The sequence below is a fragment of the Comamonas sp. DB36 genome, from assembly GCF_057914905.1.
Genome location: NZ_CP196631.1, coordinates 4,089,873 through 4,108,177, shown reverse-complemented (window position 1 = coordinate 4,108,177; position 18,305 = coordinate 4,089,873). Strand labels below are relative to the sequence as shown.

Below are 18,305 nucleotides of genomic sequence, written 5' to 3'. Positions count from 1 at the left end.
ACGGTCGTCAAACGCGGTCGATGATCTTGTCGCCAAACAGGCCTTGCGGGCGCACCAGCAGGAAGGCCAGGGCCAGGCCGTAGGCAAACCAGGTCTCGATGCCGCCGCCGACCATGGGGCCGATGTAGACCTCGGAGAGCTTCTCGCCGACACCGATGATCAGGCCGCCGACGATGGCGCCGGGAATCGAGGTCAGGCCGCCGAGAATCACCACCGGCAGGGCCTTGAGTGCCACCAGCGACAGCGAAAACTGCACGCCGAGCTTGGAGCCCCAGATGATGCCGACCACCAGGGCCACGCCGCCGGCCACCGACCAGACGATCACCCAGATGCGCGACAGCGGAATGCCGATCGACTGTGCGGCCTGGTGGTCGTCGGCGACGGCGCGCAGCGCACGGCCGGTCTTGGTCTTCTGGAAGAACAGCGCCAGGCCTATCACCAGCAGCGCGGCGATGCCGGCCGAGTACAGGTCTTCCTGGCTCACCAGCAGGCCGCCTTCGAACATGCCGGGCAGGATGAAGATCGGATCCTTGGGCATGCCCACGTTGATGCTGTACACCTGGCTGCCGAAGATCAGCGGGCCCAGGCCGTCAAGCAGGTAGGCGATGCCCAGCGTGGCCATCAGCAGCGTGATCGGCTCCTGGTTGACCAGGTGGCGCAGCGCCAGGCGCTCGATCAGCCAGGCCACGACCACCATCAGCGCCAGCGCGACGATGATGGCCAGCAGATTGCCCAGCATGCCCGGCGCAATGCCCAGCCATTGGGGAATCCATTCGGAAAAGCGCGCCATCGCCAGTGCCGAGAACAGCACCATCGCGCCCTGCGCGAAGTTGAACACGCCGGACGCCTTGAAGATCAGCACAAAGCCCAGCGCGACCAGCGCGTAGAGCATGCCGACCATCAGGCCGCCAAAAAGGGTTTCGAGAAAGAATGCCATGGGGCTCTCCTGTGCGCTTTAGTGCGAGTTGCCCAGATAGGCGCGGATCACATCGGGGTTGTTGCGTACGGCAAGCGGTTCGCCGTCGCCGATCTTCTTGCCGTAGTCGAGCACCACCACGCGGTCGGAGATGTCCATCACCACGCCCATGTCGTGCTCGATCAGCACGATGGTTGCGCCGTATTCATCGTTGACGTCGAGAATGAAGCGGCACATGTCCTGCTTTTCCTCGACGTTCATGCCCGCCATGGGCTCGTCCAGCAGCAGCACCTGCGGCTCCATCGCCAGCGCCCGGCCCAGGTCGACGCGCTTTTGCAGGCCGTAGGGCAGCTGGCCCACGGGCGTCTTGCGGTAGGCCTGGATTTCCAGGAAGTCGATGATGTGCTCGACGAACTCGCGGTGGCGTGCTTCCTCGCGCGCCGCCGGGCCGATGTGCAGCGCCTGCATCAGCAGATTGCTTTTGATCTTCAGGTTGCGGCCGGTCATGATGTTGTCGATCACGCTCATGCCCTTGAACAGCGCCAGGTTCTGGAACGTGCGCGCCACGCCCATTTCGGCGACCTGGCGGCTGTTCATGTGCGAGAAGGTCTTGCCGCGGAAGGTGATGCTGCCTTCGGACGGCGTGTAGACGCCGTTGATGCAGTTGAGCATCGAGCTCTTGCCCGCGCCGTTCGGTCCGATGATGGCGCGGATCTCGTGCTCGCGCACGTCGAACGAAATGTCGGTCAGCGCCTTGACGCCGCCGAAGCGCAGGCTGAGGTTGTTGATGTCGAGAATGACATCGCCTATGGGTTGGGTGCGCATGCGGTTCCTTGGGCGGCGTTAAGCGGCGGCCTTGGCCGCGGCGAAAGTCTTGGCGTCCAGCAGATTGAGCGTGGCGCTCAGGCTGCCGGTGCGCCCGTCTTCGAACTTGACCTGGGTGGTGATGAACTGCTCGGTGCGGCCCGCGTAGAGCGCGTCGACCAGCACGCCGTACTTGTCGGCAATGAAGTTGCGCCGCACCTTGCGGGTGCGGGTCAGCTCGTCGTCGTCCGGGTCCAGCTCCTTGTGCAGCACCAGGAAGCGCGCGATCTGCGTGCCCGCCATGCCGTCCTCGCTTGCCAGGTCGGCGTTGACCTTGGCAATGCATTCGGCAATCAGCGTCTGCACCTGGGGCTTGGAGGTCAGGTCGACATAGCCGCCATAAGGCAGGCCCTGGCGCTCGGCCCAGTTGCCCACGGCTTCGTAGTCGATGTTGATGAAGGCGCAGACCTGGTCGCGCTGGTGGCCGAAGCACACCGCTTCCTTGATGTGCGAGAAGAACTTGAGCTTGTTCTCGATGTAGTTGGGCGCGAACATCGCGCCGGCATTGGTCTTGCCCACGTCCTTGGCGCGGTCGATGATGCGCAGGTGGCCGTCGGCATCGATCACGCCGGCGTCGCCGGTGTGGAAGAAGCCCTGCTCGTCGATGGCCTCGGCCGTGGCGTCGGGGCGCTTGTAGTACTCCTTGAGCACCGACACGCCGCGCACCAGCACTTCGCCGTTGTCGGCAAGCTTGAGTTCGATGCCGGGAGCGGCCTGGCCCACGGTGTGCAGCTTGACCTGGCCGTTGTGCTGGATGCAGACATAGGCGCAGGTCTCGGTCTGGCCGTAGAGCTGCTTGAGGTTGATGCCTATCGAGCGGAAGAATCGGAACAGGTCGGGGCCTATGGCCGCGCCGGCGGTGTAGGCCACGCGGATGTGCGACAGCCCCATCACGTTGCGCAGCGGTCCGTAGATCGCGAAGTCGCCCAGGCGGTAGAGCATGCGGTCCATGAAACCCACGGGCTTGCCGTCGAGAATGTCCGAGCCCACGCGCCGGGCCAGCTGCATGCAGCGCTCGAACAGCCAGCGCTTGGGCGCGGCCGCGTCTTCCATGCGGATAGACACCGAAGTCAGCATGCCTTCGAAGATGCGCGGCGGCGCGAAGTAATAGGTCGGGCCGATCTCGCGCAGGTCGATGGACACCGTGGCCGCCGATTCGGGGCAGTTGATGGTGAAGCCCGCGACCAGCCACTGGGCCAGCGAGAACAGGTGGTCGCCGACCCAGGCCGGCGGCAGATAGGAAATGACGTTGTCGTCGGCATTGAGCCCGTCGACCTGCACGCCGCCCATGGCGGATTGCGCAAAGCTGGCATGGGTCTGGCAAACGCCCTTGGGCTTGCCCGTGGTGCCAGATGTGTAGAGGATGACCGAGACATCGTCGGGCTGGACCTGGGCCAGGCCGGCTTCCCAGACGCCGGGATGCTGGGCATCCCATTGGGCGCCGCGCGCAATCAGCTCGGCGGTGCTGATCAGGCCGGGCTGGTCGTAATGGCGCAGGCCACGCGGATCGTCATAGATGATGTGCTGGATGCCGGGAACGCTTTCGCGGATTTCCAGCAGCTTGTCGACCTGCTCCTGGTTCTCGGCAAACGCGTAACTGATGTCGGCATCCTGGAGCACGAACACCATCTCCGCGGCCACCGCATCCTGGTACAGCGGAATGGGCACGCCGCCCAGGCTCTGCACGGCGACAAAGCCCATGTAGACATGGGGCCGGTTGTCGCTGATCAGCGCGAGGTTGTTGCCGCGGGTGAAACCCAGCGTCTTGAGGCCGCAGGCGAAGTGGCGCACTTCCTGCGCGACCTCCTGCCAGCTCCAGGTCTGCCAGATACCGTACTCCTTTTCCCGCAGCGCAGGCGCGCCCGGGCGTTCGGCGGCATGCTTTTGCAGCAAATGCGGGAACGTGGTGGTCATTGCTTTTCCTCGGAAAGTGAACAGCCTGGGCTTGGCGTAAGCAAAGGCGGATATTGCTTGGTTGGACTCGATCTTAGGAAGGGGTTTGACGCCTTTTTGTCTTGGCGACGACAATCCGGGGGAAACTCCTCTGCGGGAAAACGCGCGCCATACCAGCTTCGTTGCCGCGCCGGCCGGTGGGAAATCCCCGATCGGCAACTTTGGTTTTGCGCGCCATGCTCATGACATGAGCCACGATTTGTCCTTGCACCAGCGCCGTCGCGAACCCACGCCCCAGGAATTGCGCAATATTTCCTGGCTGAGCGTGCTCCAGCCCCATGAACGCGCACGCGCCGAAGCTGCGCTGCTGGTGGGCGACGCCTTGCCGGGTGACTACATCTGCCGCGTGGGCCGGCCCGTGACCTACTGGTTCGGGCTGGTCGAAGGTCTGCTCAAGATCTGCGCCGACAACGACCAGGGCCAGACTGTGACATTTACCGGCGTGCCGCCCGGCGGCTGGGTCGGCGAAGGCACGGCCGTCAAGCGCGAACCCTATCGCTACAACATCCAGGCGCTGCGCAAGAGCGTGGTCGCGGGCCTGCCCATAGACACCTTCCACTGGCTGCTCGACCATTCGCTGACCTTCAACCGCTTCGTGCTCGAACAGCTCAACGAGCGGCTGGGCCAGTTCATCGCGGCGCGCGAGAACGACCGCATGGGCAACCCCGAAGTGCGTGTCGCGCGCAGCCTCGCGGCGTTCTTCAATCCCGTGCTCTACCCGGGCATGGCCCAGGTGCTGCGCATCACCCAGCAGGAGCTGGCGTACATCGTGGGCCTGTCGCGCCAGCGCGTGAACGAGGCCCTGGCCAATCTGCAGGACCAGGGCGCGATACGCATCGAGTACGGCGGCCTGCGCGTGCTCGATCTCGCGGCGCTGCGCAATGCGCAATTCATGCCGGCTGCGCATCCAGAGGGACTGGCGGTGGATCATTGACCGCCATTGCCCCTCATCCTTACTAGGCTAATTGCCGCGCAGTTTGTCGCGGCTGACGCCGGCTGCAGAGGGTGAATGCTGGTTTACACCGTCGTGCACATTACATAACGTGTGGTATTCGGCAGCCGCGGGGCAGGGCGGCGACAATAGCGGCAAATGTCTTCCTCCCCATCTTCCCCCCGCACGCCTGGCTCCGGCCCGCGTGCCACCCTGCGCATCAACTCCCAGCCGGCAGCGCCGGCACCCGCTGCCCGTTCCTCGGGCGGCGGTGCGGGAGGCCGCGCAGGCAAACCTGGTGGCAGCCGTGATGGCGCCGCCCGTTCTTCCGCTCCCTATGGCGACCGCCAGCGCGGCCCGTCGGGCGCACCGCGCTTCGAGGGGCGGGCCGGCCCGCGCCGCGATGATCCGCGTGGCGGCCCGCGTCAGGGCGGCCCACGCCAGGATGGCCCGCGTCCAGGCCCGCGTGAAGGTGGCGGCGGTTTCGGCCGTGCCGATGGCGCGCCGCGCTTTGAAGGGCGGGGCGGCCCGCGCCGCGACGATTTCCGTGGCGCACCGCAAGGTGGCGCACCGCAAGGTGGCGGTCCGCGCCATGACGGTCCGCGTTCGAGCGGTCCGCGCGAAGGTGGTGGCCGTCAGGACGGACCCCGTGAAGGCGGCGGCTTTGGCCGTCCCGATGGCGCGCCGCGCTTCGAACGACGCGACGATTTCCGCGGTGGTCCGCGCCAGGACGGTCCGCGTTCCAGTGGCCCGCGCGAAGGTGGTGGCCGTCAGGACGGACCCCGTGAAGGCGGCGGATTTGGTCGTCCCGATGGCGCGCCGCGCTTCGAACGACGCGACGATTTCCGTGGCGGTCCGCGTCAGGACGGCCCGCGTTCCAGCGGTCCGCGCGAAGGTGGTGGTCGTCAGGACGGACCCCGTGAAGGCGGCGGTTTCGGCCGCCCCGATGGCGCGCCGCGCTTCGAGGGCCGTGGCGGCCCGCGCCAGGATGGTCCGCGCTTCGAAAGCCGCGGCCCTGGCCGCGATGACCGTGGCGAAGGCCGTCCGTTCCAGCCACGTGTGGACGACCGCCGTTCGGGCGGTGGCGAGCGCGCGCGTCCCCCAGGCCGTTCCTTCGGCCCCGGCGCCGAGCGTGGCGGCCGTGACGAGCACAGCGACGAAGCACCGCGCCGTCCGTTCACCGGCATCCGCACCTACAACGTGCCCACGGGTGAAGATGCGCGCAAGATTCCGGTCAAGCGCCCGCCCCAGGCCGCGGTCACGCAGGAATCCGCGCCCGGCTCGGTGCGCATCAACAAGCGCATGGCCGACATGGGCCTGTGCTCGCGCCGCGAAGCCGATGACTGGGTTGAAAAAGGCTGGGTGCGCGTGAACGGCGAAGTCGCGGCCATGGGCGTGATGGTTCTGCCGTCCGACCGCATCACGGTCGACGAAGCCGCCAAGGGCGTGCAGGACCAGCAGGTCACCATCCTGATGCACAAGCCCATGGGCTATGTCAGCGGCCAGGCCGAAGACGGCCATACGCCCGCCGTGGCCCTGCTCAACGCGCAAAGCCGCTGGAATCTGGACACCAGCGCCACGCGTTTCAATTTCGCGCAGCTCAAGGGCCTGGCGCCCTGCGGCCGCCTGGACATCGACTCCGTGGGCCTGCTGGTGCTGACGCAGGACGGCCGCGTCGCGCGCCAGCTGATAGGCGAAGACTCGGTGATGGAAAAGGAATACCTGGTGCGCGTGGTCTATGGCGACGTGCAGGTCAATGTCCAGGAACGCTTCCCCGCCGAGCAGCTCGCGCTGCTGTGCCATGGCCTGTCGCTGGACGACCAGCCGCTCAAGCCCGCCAAGGTCGACTGGCAGAACCCCGAGCAGCTGCGCTTCGTGCTGACCGAAGGCAAGAAGCGCCAGATCCGCCGCATGTGCGAGCAGGTCGGCCTCAAGGTCGTGGGCCTCAAGCGCATCCGCATCGGCAACGTCGTACTGGGCAACCTGCCCGCGGGCCAATGGCGCTATCTGGGCGCCGACGAAAGCTTCTGAGCGGACCGCCGGCAGACGTGTAAATAGCCTGCCGCTGCCACTCCCGAAAATGCCTGGCAACTTGCCAGGCATTTTTTTATGGCGAACAGGAAAGCCCCCATGCCCGCGCAGCAAGCGGTTCCCTATAGACGGGCTGCTGCATGCCGAATCAAAAGCGCTTCAACACCATTGCAACGCAATTTTGAAATTTCCATGGGCGCGCTGGAAACCCGGTAAAGTTGTTTCTTTTGCTTGCAGTTGTAATTAAATGAAAAAAATTCTCCTCGGCGCCTTGCTCTCCGCGATCGGCTGCGCAGCGTTCGCCGGCAATGCGGACTTCACCTTGGTGAACAAGACCGGCTACGCCATCAATGAAGTCTTCATTTCGCCGTCCAAAAAGTCCAATTGGGGCAAGGATCGACTGGGCGAGAACCAGTTCCTGAACGGGCAGTCGCGAAAATTCAAGTTCGGCGATACCAAGAATTGCAAGCAGGACATCCAGGTCGTCTTCACCGATAGCGGCGATGAGGTGGAGTGGGAAGACATCAACCTGTGCGAAGTCAACAAGGTCACCCTGAAGTACAACAAGAAGACGGGCGACGTCTCCGCGGAACTCGAGTGAAGAAAAGGACCGCCGCCGGCAGGCGCCGCGGTCTGTATCCATGCCAAGAAGGCTGCGCAAACCGCGCAGCCTTTTTCATTGGGCTCTGCGGCGCTCAGCCTGCGGCCGCGTGCCGCTCAGGCATCGCGGTGATCGGCCTCGCCGGCCTTCCAATAGCCCTTGGCGCTCACGCGCTCGCGCTCCAGCCCGCGTTCCTGCAGATAGTGCCCGCGCAGCGCCCGCACGGCTGCTGACTCGCCCGCGATCCACAGATAGCCCGGACCCGGCGGCAGGGGGCGGTACATCAGGCTTTGGTGCAGCGCCAGACCTGGGGCCTGGCCCGCTTCCAGCCAGGCCACCCGCAGCGCTGCCGGGCTTTCAATGGCCTGCTGCTCCTGCGGATGCGGAACTTCCACATACACCTTGGCCTTGATCGCGGCCGGCAGGCGGCGCGCGATCGCCTGGATGGCCGGTAGCGCTGTCGTGTCGCCCGCCAGCAGCAGCCAGCGCGCGTGCGCGGGCAGCGCAAACCCGCCGCTGCGCGGCCCGGCAATGCCCAGGCGCTGGCCCACGCGCGCCTGGCTGGCCCAGACCGCTGCCGGGCCCGAGGCTGCATCGGCGCCGTGCAGCACGAAGTCCAGATCCAGCGTCCTGGCCTGGTGGTCCAGGCCGCTGATCGTGTAGGCCCGTCCTTCGCCCGAGGGCAGAAACACCTTGACCCAGGCCGCGGGGGCATCGATGCCCTCGGCCTGCAGCAGCGCCGCGACTTCCGCGCCGCCGACCGTGATGCGGCGCATGAGGGGCGTGAGCGCGCGCGCTGCCAGCACTTCGGCCAGCGCCGTCGTGGTTTTCGGGCGTGCGGACTCAGACATGCTGCACTCCCCGGTACGCGCTGGACAGCAGCCGCAAGGCCACCAGCAAGGACAGGGCCACGGCCAGCGCCCCGACCAGATAGACCGCCTCCACGCCCCAGGCGCCGGCAAGGGCTCCGGCCGCTGGCCCGGTGATGCCCAGCGAGATGTCCAGGAAGGCCACATAGGCACCCATGGCCGCGCCACGGCTTTGCGGCGCAGCCCGGCGCACGGCTTCGACGCCGAAGCCCGGAAAGGCCAGCGAATAACCGAACCCGGTCAGCGCCGCCCCCAGGTAGGCGATGGACGCGCTGTCGGCGCCCCAGATCAGCAGCAGCCCCAGCGCTTCGATCAGCACGCATACCAGCGCGACGCGCGCGCCGCCCAGCTGGTCCGGCAGATGGCCGAACAGCAGGCGCGCACCAATGAAGGCCAGGCCAAAGCAGGTGAAGGCCAGCGCGGCATTGCCCCATTCCATGGCCGCGAACAGCAGGGCGACAAAGGCGGTGATCACGCCAAAGCCCACGCTGGACAAGGCCAGCCCCAGGCCGGGCAGCCAGACCGCGCCCAGCACCTGGTAGAACGGCGTGCGGCGCGTGGCGCTGGGCGCCACCGGGCGCAGCCCGGCGACCAGCACCAGCGCCAGCAGCGGCGTGAGCACGGTGGCTGCCGCAACCCCGCCAAAGCCCCAGTGCGCCTGCAGCGCCACCCCGGCCGGAGCGCCCGCGGCATAGGCGCCGTACATCGCCACGCCGACCCAGGCCATGACCTTGCCGGCGTTGTGCGGCCCGACCAGGCCCACTCCCCAGCTCAGCGCGCCGGTCACCACCAGGCTTTCGGCGCAGCCCAGCAGCAGGCGACCCAGCAGCAGCACGCCGACCGACGTGGCGGGGGTGGCGACAAAGGCCAGCGAGGCGAGATACGCCAGGCCGGAGCAGGCCGCAAGCACCAGGCCGGCGATGACCGCGCGCCTGGCGCCTTGGGTATCGGCCATTGCCCCGGCCCAGGCGCGCGACAGCAGCGCCGCGGCGAATTGCGCGCCTATGACCACGCCGACCGCCAGCGTGCCCATGCCCAGGGTGTCGTGCAGGTGCAGCGGCAGCACCGGCAGGGGCAGGCCTAGGGTCAGGAAGCCGATGAACACCGCCAGCGCGATGGGCAGCAATTGCCTAAAGGCATGGGCCTTGGGGCTGGCCGCGGCAGGCGGCGCAGAGTAAGAGGGGGAACGCATGGGAAACTCCAGAACACGAGCAATTGCTCAATAACGCCTAGAATATGAGCTGTTACTCGCGTTGAAAACTCGCGTTTGGAACCCGCTATGCCATCCCTGCCACAACCAAGAAGGACGCCGCGCCAGGCCCGATCCCAGGCGCTGGTGGAGGCCATTCTCGAAGCCACGGCTCGCATTCTGGCCGAGCGCGGCTATGCCGGCACCAACACGAATCTGGTCGCCGAGCGCGCGGGCGTGAGCGTCGGCTCGGTCTACCAGTACTTCCCCAACAAGGACTCGCTGATCACCGCGCTGCACGAGCGCCATGCGGCGCAGATGTACGCGGTGATCGACAGCGTGCTGGCGAACAGCCAGCCGCGTACGCTGCGCGCCCACATCGCGGCCATGGTGCAGGCGCTGCTGGCGGCGCACCGCGTCGAGCCGGAACTGCACCGCGTGCTGGAAAAGGAGTTTCCGTTCTTCGACGCGCCCAAGGACCAGAGCCCGGCGGACAACAGCATCCAGCAGCGGGTGCGCGCTCTGCTGGAGCTGCATCGCGACGAGATCGCGCCGCGCAACCGCGATCTGGCCACCTGGGTGGTGCTGCAGACCCTGGACTCGCTGGTGCATGCGGCGGTGATCGATGCGCCGCAGCAGTTTGCGGCCGGCGCGGTCGAGCGCGCCATTGTCGAAGTGCTGATGGGCTACTTGTCGGGAGCTGCGCGCTAGAGGTGGCGAGAGCCGAAAAAAAAGAGCGCCGCGGCGCTCTTTTCTTCTGCAGCGGCGAAACTCAGGCTTCGCCGCGGCGCGCGAGCAGGCTGCGATAGATCAGCGCGCCGATGACGGCGCCGGCCAGCGGCGCGACCCAGAACAGCCACAGCTGGTCCAGGGCGACGGCCGGGCCGAACAGCGCCGGGCCGGTGCTGCGCGCGGGGTTGACCGAGGTATTGGTCACGGGAATCGAGATCAGGTGGATCAGCGTCAGGCACAGGCCTATGGCCAGGCCGGCAAACCCTTCTGCGGCGCGCAGCGCCGTGGCGCCGAGAATCACGATCAGGAACACCGCGGTCAGCACCACTTCGGTGACCAGCGCCGCGACCAGGCCGTAGCCCGCGGGAGACGCCGCGCCAAAGCCGTTGGTGGCGAAGCCGCCGATGTCGGCGCCGGCCCTGTCCGTGGCAATCAGGTACAGCAGCGCGGCGGCCGCCACGGCGCCCAGCACCTGGGCAATCACATAGCCGGGCAGTTCGGCGGCCCGGAAGCGCCCGCCTATCACCAGGCCCAGCGAGACCGCGGGGTTGAAGTGGCCGCCGGACACCGGCCCAAGCGCGTAGGCGGCCGTGAGCACCGTGAGGCCGAAGGCCAGCGCCACGCCGGCCCAGCCAATGCCGACTTCGGGAAACGCCGCGGCCAGCACCGCGCTGCCGCAGCCGCCGAAAGTCAGCCAGAACGTGCCGACGAATTCGGCCGACCATTTGTTGAGATTGCTGTACATATCAACTCCGCCTGCCAGGGGCAGACATGCCGGAGAATGCGCCCGGAATCGCGCACCGGACCGCGCGTTCGGGGCCAGCGTCTGGTTTATAGCCGCGATAGGCGTTGACAATTGTCAAGCATCTTCAAGCGGGCGGGCCGGCCCTTGATAATGCCGGCCAAGGCCCCATGTGCAGCCTAGTTTGAAGTCGCAACCCGTCAGAAAATCCATTTCCACCTTATGAGCAAGCAAACCCATTCCTTCCAGGCCGAAGTCGCGCAGCTGTTGCACCTGGTGACGCATGCGCTGTACTCCAACAAGGAAATCTTTTTGCGCGAGCTGGTCTCGAATGCGTCCGACGCCTGTGACAAGCTGCGTTTCGAAGCGCTGAACAACACCGCGCTCTACGAAGACCAGCCACAGCTCGAAGTGCGCGTGTCGTTCGACAAGCAAGCGCGCACGCTGACCATTGCCGACAACGGCATTGGCATGAGCGAGCAGGAAGCCATCGAGCATCTGGGCACGATTGCCAAGAGCGGCACCAAGGACTTCATGCGCAAGCTCTCGGGCGACCAGAAGTCGGACGCCCAGCTCATAGGCCAGTTCGGCGTGGGCTTCTATTCGGGCTATATCGTCGCCGACAAGATCACCGTCGAATCGCGCCGTGCGGGCCTGCCTGCCGAAGAAGGCGTGCGTTGGGTCAGCGGCGGCACGGGCGAGTTCGAAGTCGAGCAGATCACGCGCGCCCAGCGCGGCACCGCCGTCACGCTGCACCTGCGCGAGGACGCCGAGGAATACCTCAACGCCTGGAAGCTCAAGCAGATCATCGGCAAGTATTCCGACCACATCAGCCTGCCCATCCTGATGGAAAAGGAAGAGTGGAAGGACGGCGAACTGCTGGTTCCCGGCGACGAGAACGGCGGCCGCCAGCCCGGCGGCATGGTCAAGACCGGCGAATGGGAAACCGTCAACCAGGCCAGCGCCCTGTGGACCCGCCCCAAGAAGGACGTGACCGAAGAGCAATACCAGGAGTTCTACCGCGCGATCAGCCATGATTCCGAGAACCCGCTGACCTGGGCGCACAACCGCGTCGAAGGCAATGCCGAGTACACGCAGCTGCTGTTTATTCCGGCGAAGGCCCCGTTCGACCTGTGGAACCGCGACAAGAAGGCCGGCGTCAAGCTCTACGTCAAGCGCGTGTTCATCATGGACGACGCCGAGGCGCTGCTGCCCAGCTACCTGCGCTTCGTCAAGGGCGTGATCGACTCCGCCGACCTGCCGCTCAACGTCAGCCGCGAGCTGCTGCAGGAAAGCCGCGACGTCAAGCTGATCCGCGAAGGCTCGACCAAGCGCGTGCTGTCCATGCTCGAAGACCTGGCCAAGCACGACCAGCATGCAGCGCCGGCAGCCGATGCTGCGGCAGCCGATGCCGTGACCGATGTGGTCAGCGACGAGGACAAGGCCAAGGAAGGCAAGTACAGCCAGTTCTACGCCGAGTTCGGCGCGGTGCTCAAGGAGGGCCTGGGCGAGGACTTCGGCAACCGCGAACGCCTGGCCAAGCTGCTGCGCTTTGCCTCGACTTCCAGCGATGCGGTCAACGTCTCGTTTGCCGACTACAAGGCGCGCATGAAGCCCGGCCAGGACGCGATCTACTACATCACGGCCGACACGCTGTCCGCCGCGAAGAACAGCCCGCAGCTGGAAGTCTTCAAGAAGAAGGGCATTGAAGTGCTCTTGATGACGGATCGCGTCGACGAGTGGGCGCTGAACTACCTGACCGAATTCGACGGCACGCCGCTGCAGTCCGTCGCCAAGGGCGCGGTCGACCTGGGCGACCTGCAGGACGAAGCCGAGAAGAAGGCCGCCGAGGAAGCCGCCGAAACCTTCAAGCCGCTGCTGGCCAAGCTCAAGGAAGCGCTCAAGGACAAGGCCGACGATGTGCGCGTGACCACGCGCCTGGTCGACTCCCCGGCCTGCCTGGTGGTCAAGGACGATGCGATGAGCAACCAGCTCGCGCGCCTGCTCAAGCAGGCCGGCCAGTCGGCGCCCGAAGTCAAGCCCGTGCTTGAAGTCAACGCCGAGCACCCGCTGGTCAAGAAGCTCGATGGCTCGGTGCATTTCAATGACCTGGCCCACATCCTGTTCGACCAGGCGCTGCTGGCCGAAGGTGGCCTGCCCGAAGACCCGGCGGCTTACGTCAAGCGCGTGAACGCGCTGCTGGTGTAAGTTTCGGCTGCGCTCCCCGGCCAATCCCCTGTGCTTTCGGGCCGGGGGATTCTTTGTTTTTGGGGGCTTGGCTGGAGGGCGGGGCGTTCACCCTTCGACGGGCTCAGGGCGAACGGGGGAGCAGCTTGCCTGGCCCGCCGCGTCGCACCCGGCCTGCCCTCCAGCAGGCAGGCACAAGCCATACATCAGCGCATGGCTACCCGTTCAAACGCCCATCTGCTGCAAAATGATCCCCATGTACCAGCTTGCCATCCCCCGCCTTGCCACCACTGCCGTCCTGCTTGCAGCCCTTGCCGGCTGCAATTCCATGGGCGTGGGCATTGGCATTCCCGTGGGCCCGCTGTCGGTGGGCGTGGGCATGGGCAGCGGCGGTCCCAGCCTGGGCGTGGGCACGGGTCTGGGGCCGGTGGGCGTGGGGGTCGGCGTGCAGCCTGGCGGCCAGGTCACGGGTTATGGCGGCGTGGGCGTGTCGGCGCCCGTGGGCCCGGCTTCGGTTGGCGTGGGCGTGGGCCGCTCGACGGTGCTGCACGACCCGAATGCCAACCCCGCGCCCCAGGCCGCGCCTGCGCCCGCGCCAGGCGCCGTGCGCCAGTGGCAGGATGCCGAAGGCCGGGCCGTGCCCGACTGCCAGGTCTACGGCGGCTGCGGGCGCTGAGTCGCCGTTCGTTCAGGCCGACAGCGGCGCTTCCTGCATGGCCTCGATCTGTTCGATCAGCATGTCGGTCTGGCCGCGCCAGTAGTCGGGGCTGCCGAACCAGGGGAAGTTGATCGCGAAGATCGGGTCTTCCCAGCGGCGCGCCAGCCAGGCGCTGTAGTGGATCAGCCGCAGCGTGCGCAGCGGCTCGATCAGCACCAGTTCGCGCCGGTCGAAGGCGCGAAACTGCTCATAGCCGTCCAGCAGCGCGCCCAGTTGCTGCGTGCGCTGGCGCCGGTCGCCCGACAGCAGCATCCACAGGTCCTGCACGGCCGGGCCCATGCGCGCGTCGTCGAGGTCGACAAAATGCGGGCCACCCGTGCCATGGGCTTCGTCCAGCGGAGTCCAGAGAATATTGCCCGGATGGCAGTCGCCATGCAGACGTATCTGTTTGGCGTCTTCCAGGCCGAAAGGCAGCATTTCGTTCCTGGAACTCGCGCGCCCGGCAATCAGCGCCAGTGCCTGTTCGCAGGCGCTGCGCCAGGCGGTTTCGGCTTCCAGCGGAATCATCTGCTGCGCCAGCAGCCATTCCAGCGAATCCTGGCCAAAGCTCTGCAGATTGAGCTGGGGGCGGGTGACAAACGGCTGGGCCGCGCCCACGGTGTGGATGCGTGCCAGAAAGCGGCCAATCCATTCGAGCACTTCGAAATCGTCAAGCTCGGGCCGGCGTCCGCCGCGCCAGGGGCTGACCGAGAACGCAAAGCCCGCATGCTGGTGCAAGGTCGCGCCCTGCAGCGTCAGCGGGCCCACGGCCGGCACTTCAGCGGCCTCGAGCTGGGCGGAAAAAGCATGTTCCTCGCCGATCTGCGCCGTGCTCCAGCGCCCGGGACGGTAGAACTTGGCAACCACGCGCTCGCCATCTTCGAGAAACACCTGGTAGACCCGGTTCTCGTACGAGCTCAGCGCCGTGAGCCGCCCATCGCCGTAGAGGCCGACAGCGGCCAGCGCGTCCAGCACCACGTCGGGTGTGAGCTGTTCGTAGGGATGGGCGCTGGGCGCGTCGGCAATAGGGGGCATGGTCATGCCCGCTATTGTCCTCCTTACACCGACGGCGGGGATTCACGATGCGCCGCCGCGCCAGCGGCTCAGCGGGTCAGTACTGGTAGACCCCGCGGCCGGTCTTGCGGCCCAGGCGGCCGGCGGCGACCATTTCCTTGAGCAGCTGGCAGGGACGGTACTTGCTGTCGCCGAACTGCTCGAGGTAGACCTCCATCACGGCCAGGCACACGTCCAGGCCTATCATGTCGGCCAGCGCCAGTGGGCCTATGGGCTGGTTGCAGCCCAGCTTCATGCCGGCATCGATGTCTTCGGGCGTGGCCAGGCCTTCGGACAGCACGAAGAAGGCTTCGTTGATCATCGGCACCAGAATGCGGTTGACGACAAAGCCGGGCGCGTTCTTGACGGTGATCGGGCTCTTGCCCAGGGCCAGCGACAGCGCCTTGACGCTGTCATGCGTCGCGTCGCTGGTCTGCAGGCCGCGGATGATTTCCACCAGCGCCATCATCGGCACGGGGTTGAAGAAATGCATGCCGATGAAGCGCTCGGCGCGGCTGGTGACCGCGGCGAGCTGGGTGATCGAGATCGACGAGGTGTTCGATGCCAGGATCACTTCGGGCGCGAGCAGCGCGTCGATCTGCTGCAGGATCTTGACCTTGAGCGCGAAGTTCTCGGTCGCCGCTTCGATCACGATCTGCGCGGACTGCAGGTCCTCGTAGCGCACCGAGGTCTTGATGCGCGCCAGCGCGGCCGTCTTGTCGGCCTCGGTGATCTTCTCCTTCTTGATCAGCCGGTCGAGGCTGCCGGACACGGTGGCCAGGCCCTTTTGCACCGCTGCCTCGGAAATGTCCACCATGACCACATCGATGCCCGAGACCGCGCAGGCCTGCGCGATGCCGTTGCCCATGGTGCCTGCGCCGATGATCCCGACTGTTTGAATCGCCATTTGAGAAGTCTCCACAAAGTAAATTGGACCGGGCGATGGTAGCGGGAATCGGCGCGCGCACCCGCAGTTCGATGCGTTTGCGTCGATTGCTGACTTGCTGCACTGCGGTGTCAGAAACGCTCCAGATGCTCTTCCACGCCCGTCGCAATCACCTGTTCGTAGACCTGGGTGGCGTCGATTTCCCGGTGTTCAACGGTCATCGAGGACGGCGCTGGGGGCGTCGATTGGGCGTCATCGATGGGGTTTGACAGGGCCGCTTCAAAAATGCATTGATCCAACGCCATTTTTGCTTTTTCCACAGCAATATTCGATTCCTGCATGATTTTTTCCAGCTGTTGGATTTTTTTTATTTCTTCGTTCCAATAGGAATCTGACAGGTTGGATATTAATCCTGGGGAATTTATTTTTTTGTGTGTAATGGCGTTTTCGGTGGCAGGCTCCCTCACTTGAGATGATTTTTCTATGGTTGATTCATTGGAGTTTTCCGATGAGGGATTGGATGTATGTGTTCTGGTATTTATAATCCTCTGTGATTGAGCTTGATTTTCGGTTGCGATCGAAAAATCCGCAGCGGCAATTTTTTGATTTGCAATGCTGAGCAAGTATTCTGTTTCGGTATCGCTGATGGAGCCGTCTTTGGCGGCGCTCAGCTCATGATAGCATTGGTCTAGATTATATTTTAAAATTTCCATGGATTGTTGGAGCTTGATTTTTTCTTTAGAAAGAGCGTCCAATTCAGATGAAATACTCCATAAGTCGATCTCTTTCTTTTTTATTTCAGACGAAAAGAAGAAGTACTTGGCGCTCTTGGAGTCGGATTGCAGATGAATTTTTATCTCTGCGATTTCTGCTAGAAGTGCATCTTGCTTTTCAAGGAAGGTGCTGAATCTCGTAGCTGTTTTTGAAAAATGTGTTGGAAGTAATTCAGTTCTTGAAATGATTTCTTCAATCTCTTTCTGGATTGATTTTTGTTTTCCCATGGCACTTTCAGTGTTTTCTGTAGAAATTTTGGATTGCGTTTTTTGGTTGGAAGAGGATCTGAACATGTGATCGGATGAAATGAAAGATTGAGATATTTCAGCGGCTTGTGAGGGCCGACCGGACGGTTCGAAACATGAATGGACATCCAGATGCCTGTCTTGGCGGCGCTCCACACGCGCCTTGCATGCATTGACGGCCAACGGGTCGAACGCCAAACCTCGGCCGCGAGGCAGGCCTCCAAAAAACCATTCTCAATCTATGTAACTAATGAAATAGATAGGTTGCAGCTATCTTGTGTTGATGAGAAAAGGCTGCTGATCCGCACGCCTGCTTCCCCCATGTATGTCTGTTGTCTTTGGCCGGCGTGATGGCGTTGCCTATGGGTGAAAATCGCGCTTTTCTCCGACGCTCGGCGCGATGGCCCGCAGCTGCCTGATTTCCGTTTCACCCACTCTCTTTCGGGTCGGCCGCCATGACGACTCCAGGAACCCCGCGTGTCTCCCTAGCCAACATGGTCATGCTCCTGGAATGCAGCCAGCGCGGCAAGATTGCTGATTTGTTGCAGCAGTGCTATGCCAGATAAGCATCCAGATGCTCTTCCACTCCTGTCGCAATGACGGGTGCGTAGAGCTGGGTTTCGTCGATTGCCAGGCTGTCGTCGGTCATCTGGGGCGACGCCGGAGTTGTCATGATGGCGTCATCGATCGGGTTTGACAGTGCCGCGGTAAAAATGCATTCATCCAACGCCAATTTTGCTTTTTCCACAGCAAGAGTCGACGTTTGCAGGACTTTTTCTAGATCCTCGACTTCTGCTTTTTTTCCGTTCAGATACAGCGCTTTTTGCTCGAATACTGTTTCAAGAAATTTTATCTGGTGGCGCGCAGAGGTGTTTTCTTCTTTCGGCTTGGCTTGTTGGGGAGGTTGTCCTGTGGAAAAATTATTGGAACTGTTAAAAGTGGCATCAGTAATATATTTTTCGGTGTTCCATGACCTCTGTGCTTGGTTTAGGTTGTCAGTCGCGATTGATAAATTTACGGCGGCAACCCGCTGTTTTGCAATACTGAGTAGATATTCTATTTCTATCTGGTTGGCTGCCCCAGTCTTGGTTTCTTTAAAATACTCAATGCACTGAGTCAGTTCATTTTTTGAATCTTGCAGAGAATTTTGAAGAAAATTCTTTTCGCACGATAGATAAAGTGTGGAATATGTGCTGGTGGGTTTCTCCGGTTTTTTGGCAATTAATTCACGTAAAAGAACAAAGGGTTCGGGGCTTGTGAGGTCGGTGTGTGGGTAGTTGTTGATGCTTTCGGCTGATATTTCATATGATTCTTGTCTTTCCTGAAGATGATTGATTTCTTTTGATATTTTTGGAAATTTTATTAGAAATAATTCCATTTCTGAAATGATGATTTCAATTCGTTCCTGGATTGATTTTTGCTCTTTTGTGTTAGTTGCAGTGTTGCTGGGTGGGTTGAAATTCGTGGTATTTTCTGTGGATCGGTTATATTGTATGTTTTGGCTGTGAGTCGATCTGGGCATGTGATTGGATGGAATAAAAGAATAATAGACTTCAACGCATGGTGAGGGTCAAGCGGATAGTTCTAGACATGAATGGATGACCGTTTTGCTGGGCGAATGCCGGCTCCGCTTGC

Annotated in this window: 16 protein-coding genes; 6 read left to right on the top strand and 10 right to left on the bottom strand. The window is 63.5% G+C overall.

All coding sequences use genetic code 11. From position 1 onward, the window contains the following. Window positions 1-7: 7 nt before the first annotated feature. Genes ACSVDO_RS19200 through ACSVDO_RS19190 form a run of 3 tightly spaced genes read right to left on the bottom strand, consistent with a single transcriptional unit; the run spans window position 8 to window position 3,694 of the window. Complete coding sequence (locus ACSVDO_RS19200; protein WP_332534807.1) at window positions 8-937, bottom strand: branched-chain amino acid ABC transporter permease; 930 nt, start codon at window positions 935-937, stop codon at window positions 8-10. A gap of 18 nt (window positions 938-955) precedes the next feature. Next, window positions 956-1,741: an ABC transporter ATP-binding protein gene (locus tag ACSVDO_RS19195; RefSeq protein ID WP_159911635.1), complete on the bottom strand. Its 786-nt coding sequence runs from the start codon at window positions 1,739-1,741 to the stop codon at window positions 956-958. 18 nt (window positions 1,742-1,759) lie between these two features. Continuing rightward, window positions 1,760-3,694: an AMP-dependent synthetase/ligase gene (locus tag ACSVDO_RS19190; RefSeq protein WP_489594087.1), complete on the bottom strand. Its 1,935-nt coding sequence runs from the start codon at window positions 3,692-3,694 to the stop codon at window positions 1,760-1,762. 226 nt (window positions 3,695-3,920) lie between these two features. On the opposite strand from ACSVDO_RS19190, the gene ACSVDO_RS19185 reads away from it, so the two are divergent. The 3 genes from ACSVDO_RS19185 to ACSVDO_RS19175 all read left to right on the top strand — a co-directional run bounded on the left by ACSVDO_RS19185 (window position 3,921) and on the right by ACSVDO_RS19175 (window position 7,296). Next, the gene (locus ACSVDO_RS19185; RefSeq protein ID WP_332539960.1) at window positions 3,921-4,667 is read left to right on the top strand and encodes a Crp/Fnr family transcriptional regulator; all 747 of its coding nucleotides are present in this window, start codon (window positions 3,921-3,923) and stop codon (window positions 4,665-4,667) included. Between the two features lie 156 nt (window positions 4,668-4,823). Further along, window positions 4,824-6,695, top strand: coding sequence for a pseudouridine synthase (locus ACSVDO_RS19180; protein ID WP_489594085.1), 1,872 nt, complete (start codon window positions 4,824-4,826; stop codon window positions 6,693-6,695). 247 nt (window positions 6,696-6,942) lie between these two features. Next, on the top strand, window positions 6,943-7,296 hold the full coding sequence (locus ACSVDO_RS19175) for a hypothetical protein (RefSeq protein ID WP_332539957.1): 354 nt from the start codon (window positions 6,943-6,945) through the stop codon (window positions 7,294-7,296). A 116-nt stretch (window positions 7,297-7,412) separates the two neighbouring features. Here the strand turns inward: ACSVDO_RS19175 and ACSVDO_RS19170 are convergent, their stop codons facing one another. Both ACSVDO_RS19170 and ACSVDO_RS19165 read right to left on the bottom strand, forming a co-directional pair. Beyond that, window positions 7,413-8,147 (bottom strand): siderophore-interacting protein, encoded by a 735-nt coding sequence (locus ACSVDO_RS19170; protein WP_489594082.1) that lies wholly within the window; start codon window positions 8,145-8,147, stop codon window positions 7,413-7,415. Then, window positions 8,140-9,357, bottom strand: coding sequence for an arabinose transporter (locus ACSVDO_RS19165; protein WP_489594080.1), 1,218 nt, complete (start codon window positions 9,355-9,357; stop codon window positions 8,140-8,142). Before ACSVDO_RS19165 ends, ACSVDO_RS19170 begins: the two co-directional genes overlap by 8 nt. An 87-nt stretch (window positions 9,358-9,444) precedes the next feature. On the opposite strand from ACSVDO_RS19165, the gene ACSVDO_RS19160 reads away from it, so the two are divergent. Further along, window positions 9,445-10,065, top strand: a complete 621-nt coding sequence (locus ACSVDO_RS19160) for a TetR/AcrR family transcriptional regulator (RefSeq protein WP_489594078.1) — start codon at window positions 9,445-9,447, stop codon at window positions 10,063-10,065. Between the two features lie 61 nt (window positions 10,066-10,126). On the opposite strand, the gene aqpZ is transcribed toward ACSVDO_RS19160, so the two are convergent. After that, a complete protein-coding gene (gene aqpZ, locus ACSVDO_RS19155) occupies window positions 10,127-10,831 on the bottom strand; it encodes an aquaporin Z (protein WP_489594077.1) in 705 nt (234 codons plus the stop codon). A 219-nt stretch (window positions 10,832-11,050) separates the two neighbouring features. Here aqpZ and htpG point away from each other — a divergent pair, with 219 nt between their 5' ends. Together htpG and ACSVDO_RS19145 are read left to right on the top strand one after the other, a co-directional pair. Continuing rightward, window positions 11,051-13,036 (top strand): molecular chaperone HtpG, encoded by a 1,986-nt coding sequence (gene htpG, locus ACSVDO_RS19150; RefSeq protein ID WP_489594075.1) that lies wholly within the window; start codon window positions 11,051-11,053, stop codon window positions 13,034-13,036. A 235-nt stretch (window positions 13,037-13,271) separates the two neighbouring features. Beyond that, a complete protein-coding gene (locus tag ACSVDO_RS19145; protein ID WP_489594073.1) occupies window positions 13,272-13,691 on the top strand; it encodes a hypothetical protein in 420 nt (139 codons plus the stop codon). A 12-nt stretch (window positions 13,692-13,703) separates the two neighbouring features. On the opposite strand, the gene ACSVDO_RS19140 is transcribed toward ACSVDO_RS19145, so the two are convergent. The 4 genes from ACSVDO_RS19140 to ACSVDO_RS19125 all read right to left on the bottom strand — a co-directional run bounded on the left by ACSVDO_RS19140 (window position 13,704) and on the right by ACSVDO_RS19125 (window position 18,192). Then, window positions 13,704-14,747: a serine/threonine protein kinase gene (locus tag ACSVDO_RS19140; protein ID WP_489596444.1), complete on the bottom strand. Its 1,044-nt coding sequence runs from the start codon at window positions 14,745-14,747 to the stop codon at window positions 13,704-13,706. Window positions 14,748-14,823: 76 nt separating this feature from the next. Further along, complete coding sequence (locus ACSVDO_RS19135; RefSeq protein ID WP_332539691.1) at window positions 14,824-15,672, bottom strand: 3-hydroxybutyryl-CoA dehydrogenase; 849 nt, start codon at window positions 15,670-15,672, stop codon at window positions 14,824-14,826. Between the two features lie 110 nt (window positions 15,673-15,782). Then, the gene (locus tag ACSVDO_RS19130) at window positions 15,783-16,718 is read right to left on the bottom strand and encodes a hypothetical protein (RefSeq protein ID WP_489594071.1); all 936 of its coding nucleotides are present in this window, start codon (window positions 16,716-16,718) and stop codon (window positions 15,783-15,785) included. Between the two features lie 505 nt (window positions 16,719-17,223). Continuing rightward, window positions 17,224-18,192: a hypothetical protein gene (locus ACSVDO_RS19125; protein WP_489594069.1), complete on the bottom strand. Its 969-nt coding sequence runs from the start codon at window positions 18,190-18,192 to the stop codon at window positions 17,224-17,226. Window positions 18,193-18,305 lie beyond the last annotated feature (113 nt).

Coding starts and splice junctions, on each gene's coding strand:
- ACSVDO_RS19140 (WP_489596444.1), bottom strand. CDS start 14,747: ATGCCCCCTATTGCCGACGCGCCCAGCGCCCATCCCTACGAACAGCTC.
- aqpZ (WP_489594077.1), bottom strand. CDS start 10,831: ATGTACAGCAATCTCAACAAATGGTCGGCCGAATTCGTCGGCACGTTC.
- ACSVDO_RS19130 (WP_489594071.1), bottom strand. CDS start 16,718: ATGTTCAGATCCTCTTCCAACCAAAAAACGCAATCCAAAATTTCTACA.
- ACSVDO_RS19190 (WP_489594087.1), bottom strand. CDS start 3,694: ATGACCACCACGTTCCCGCATTTGCTGCAAAAGCATGCCGCCGAACGC.
- ACSVDO_RS19125 (WP_489594069.1), bottom strand. CDS start 18,192: ATGCCCAGATCGACTCACAGCCAAAACATACAATATAACCGATCCACA.
- ACSVDO_RS19200 (WP_332534807.1), bottom strand. CDS start 937: ATGGCATTCTTTCTCGAAACCCTTTTTGGCGGCCTGATGGTCGGCATG.
- ACSVDO_RS19180 (WP_489594085.1), top strand. CDS start 4,824: ATGTCTTCCTCCCCATCTTCCCCCCGCACGCCTGGCTCCGGCCCGCGT.
- ACSVDO_RS19175 (WP_332539957.1), top strand. CDS start 6,943: ATGAAAAAAATTCTCCTCGGCGCCTTGCTCTCCGCGATCGGCTGCGCA.
- ACSVDO_RS19135 (WP_332539691.1), bottom strand. CDS start 15,672: ATGGCGATTCAAACAGTCGGGATCATCGGCGCAGGCACCATGGGCAAC.
- ACSVDO_RS19165 (WP_489594080.1), bottom strand. CDS start 9,357: ATGCGTTCCCCCTCTTACTCTGCGCCGCCTGCCGCGGCCAGCCCCAAG.
- ACSVDO_RS19145 (WP_489594073.1), top strand. CDS start 13,272: ATGTACCAGCTTGCCATCCCCCGCCTTGCCACCACTGCCGTCCTGCTT.
- ACSVDO_RS19185 (WP_332539960.1), top strand. CDS start 3,921: ATGAGCCACGATTTGTCCTTGCACCAGCGCCGTCGCGAACCCACGCCC.
- ACSVDO_RS19195 (WP_159911635.1), bottom strand. CDS start 1,741: ATGCGCACCCAACCCATAGGCGATGTCATTCTCGACATCAACAACCTC.
- ACSVDO_RS19160 (WP_489594078.1), top strand. CDS start 9,445: ATGCCATCCCTGCCACAACCAAGAAGGACGCCGCGCCAGGCCCGATCC.
- ACSVDO_RS19170 (WP_489594082.1), bottom strand. CDS start 8,147: ATGTCTGAGTCCGCACGCCCGAAAACCACGACGGCGCTGGCCGAAGTG.
- htpG (WP_489594075.1), top strand. CDS start 11,051: ATGAGCAAGCAAACCCATTCCTTCCAGGCCGAAGTCGCGCAGCTGTTG.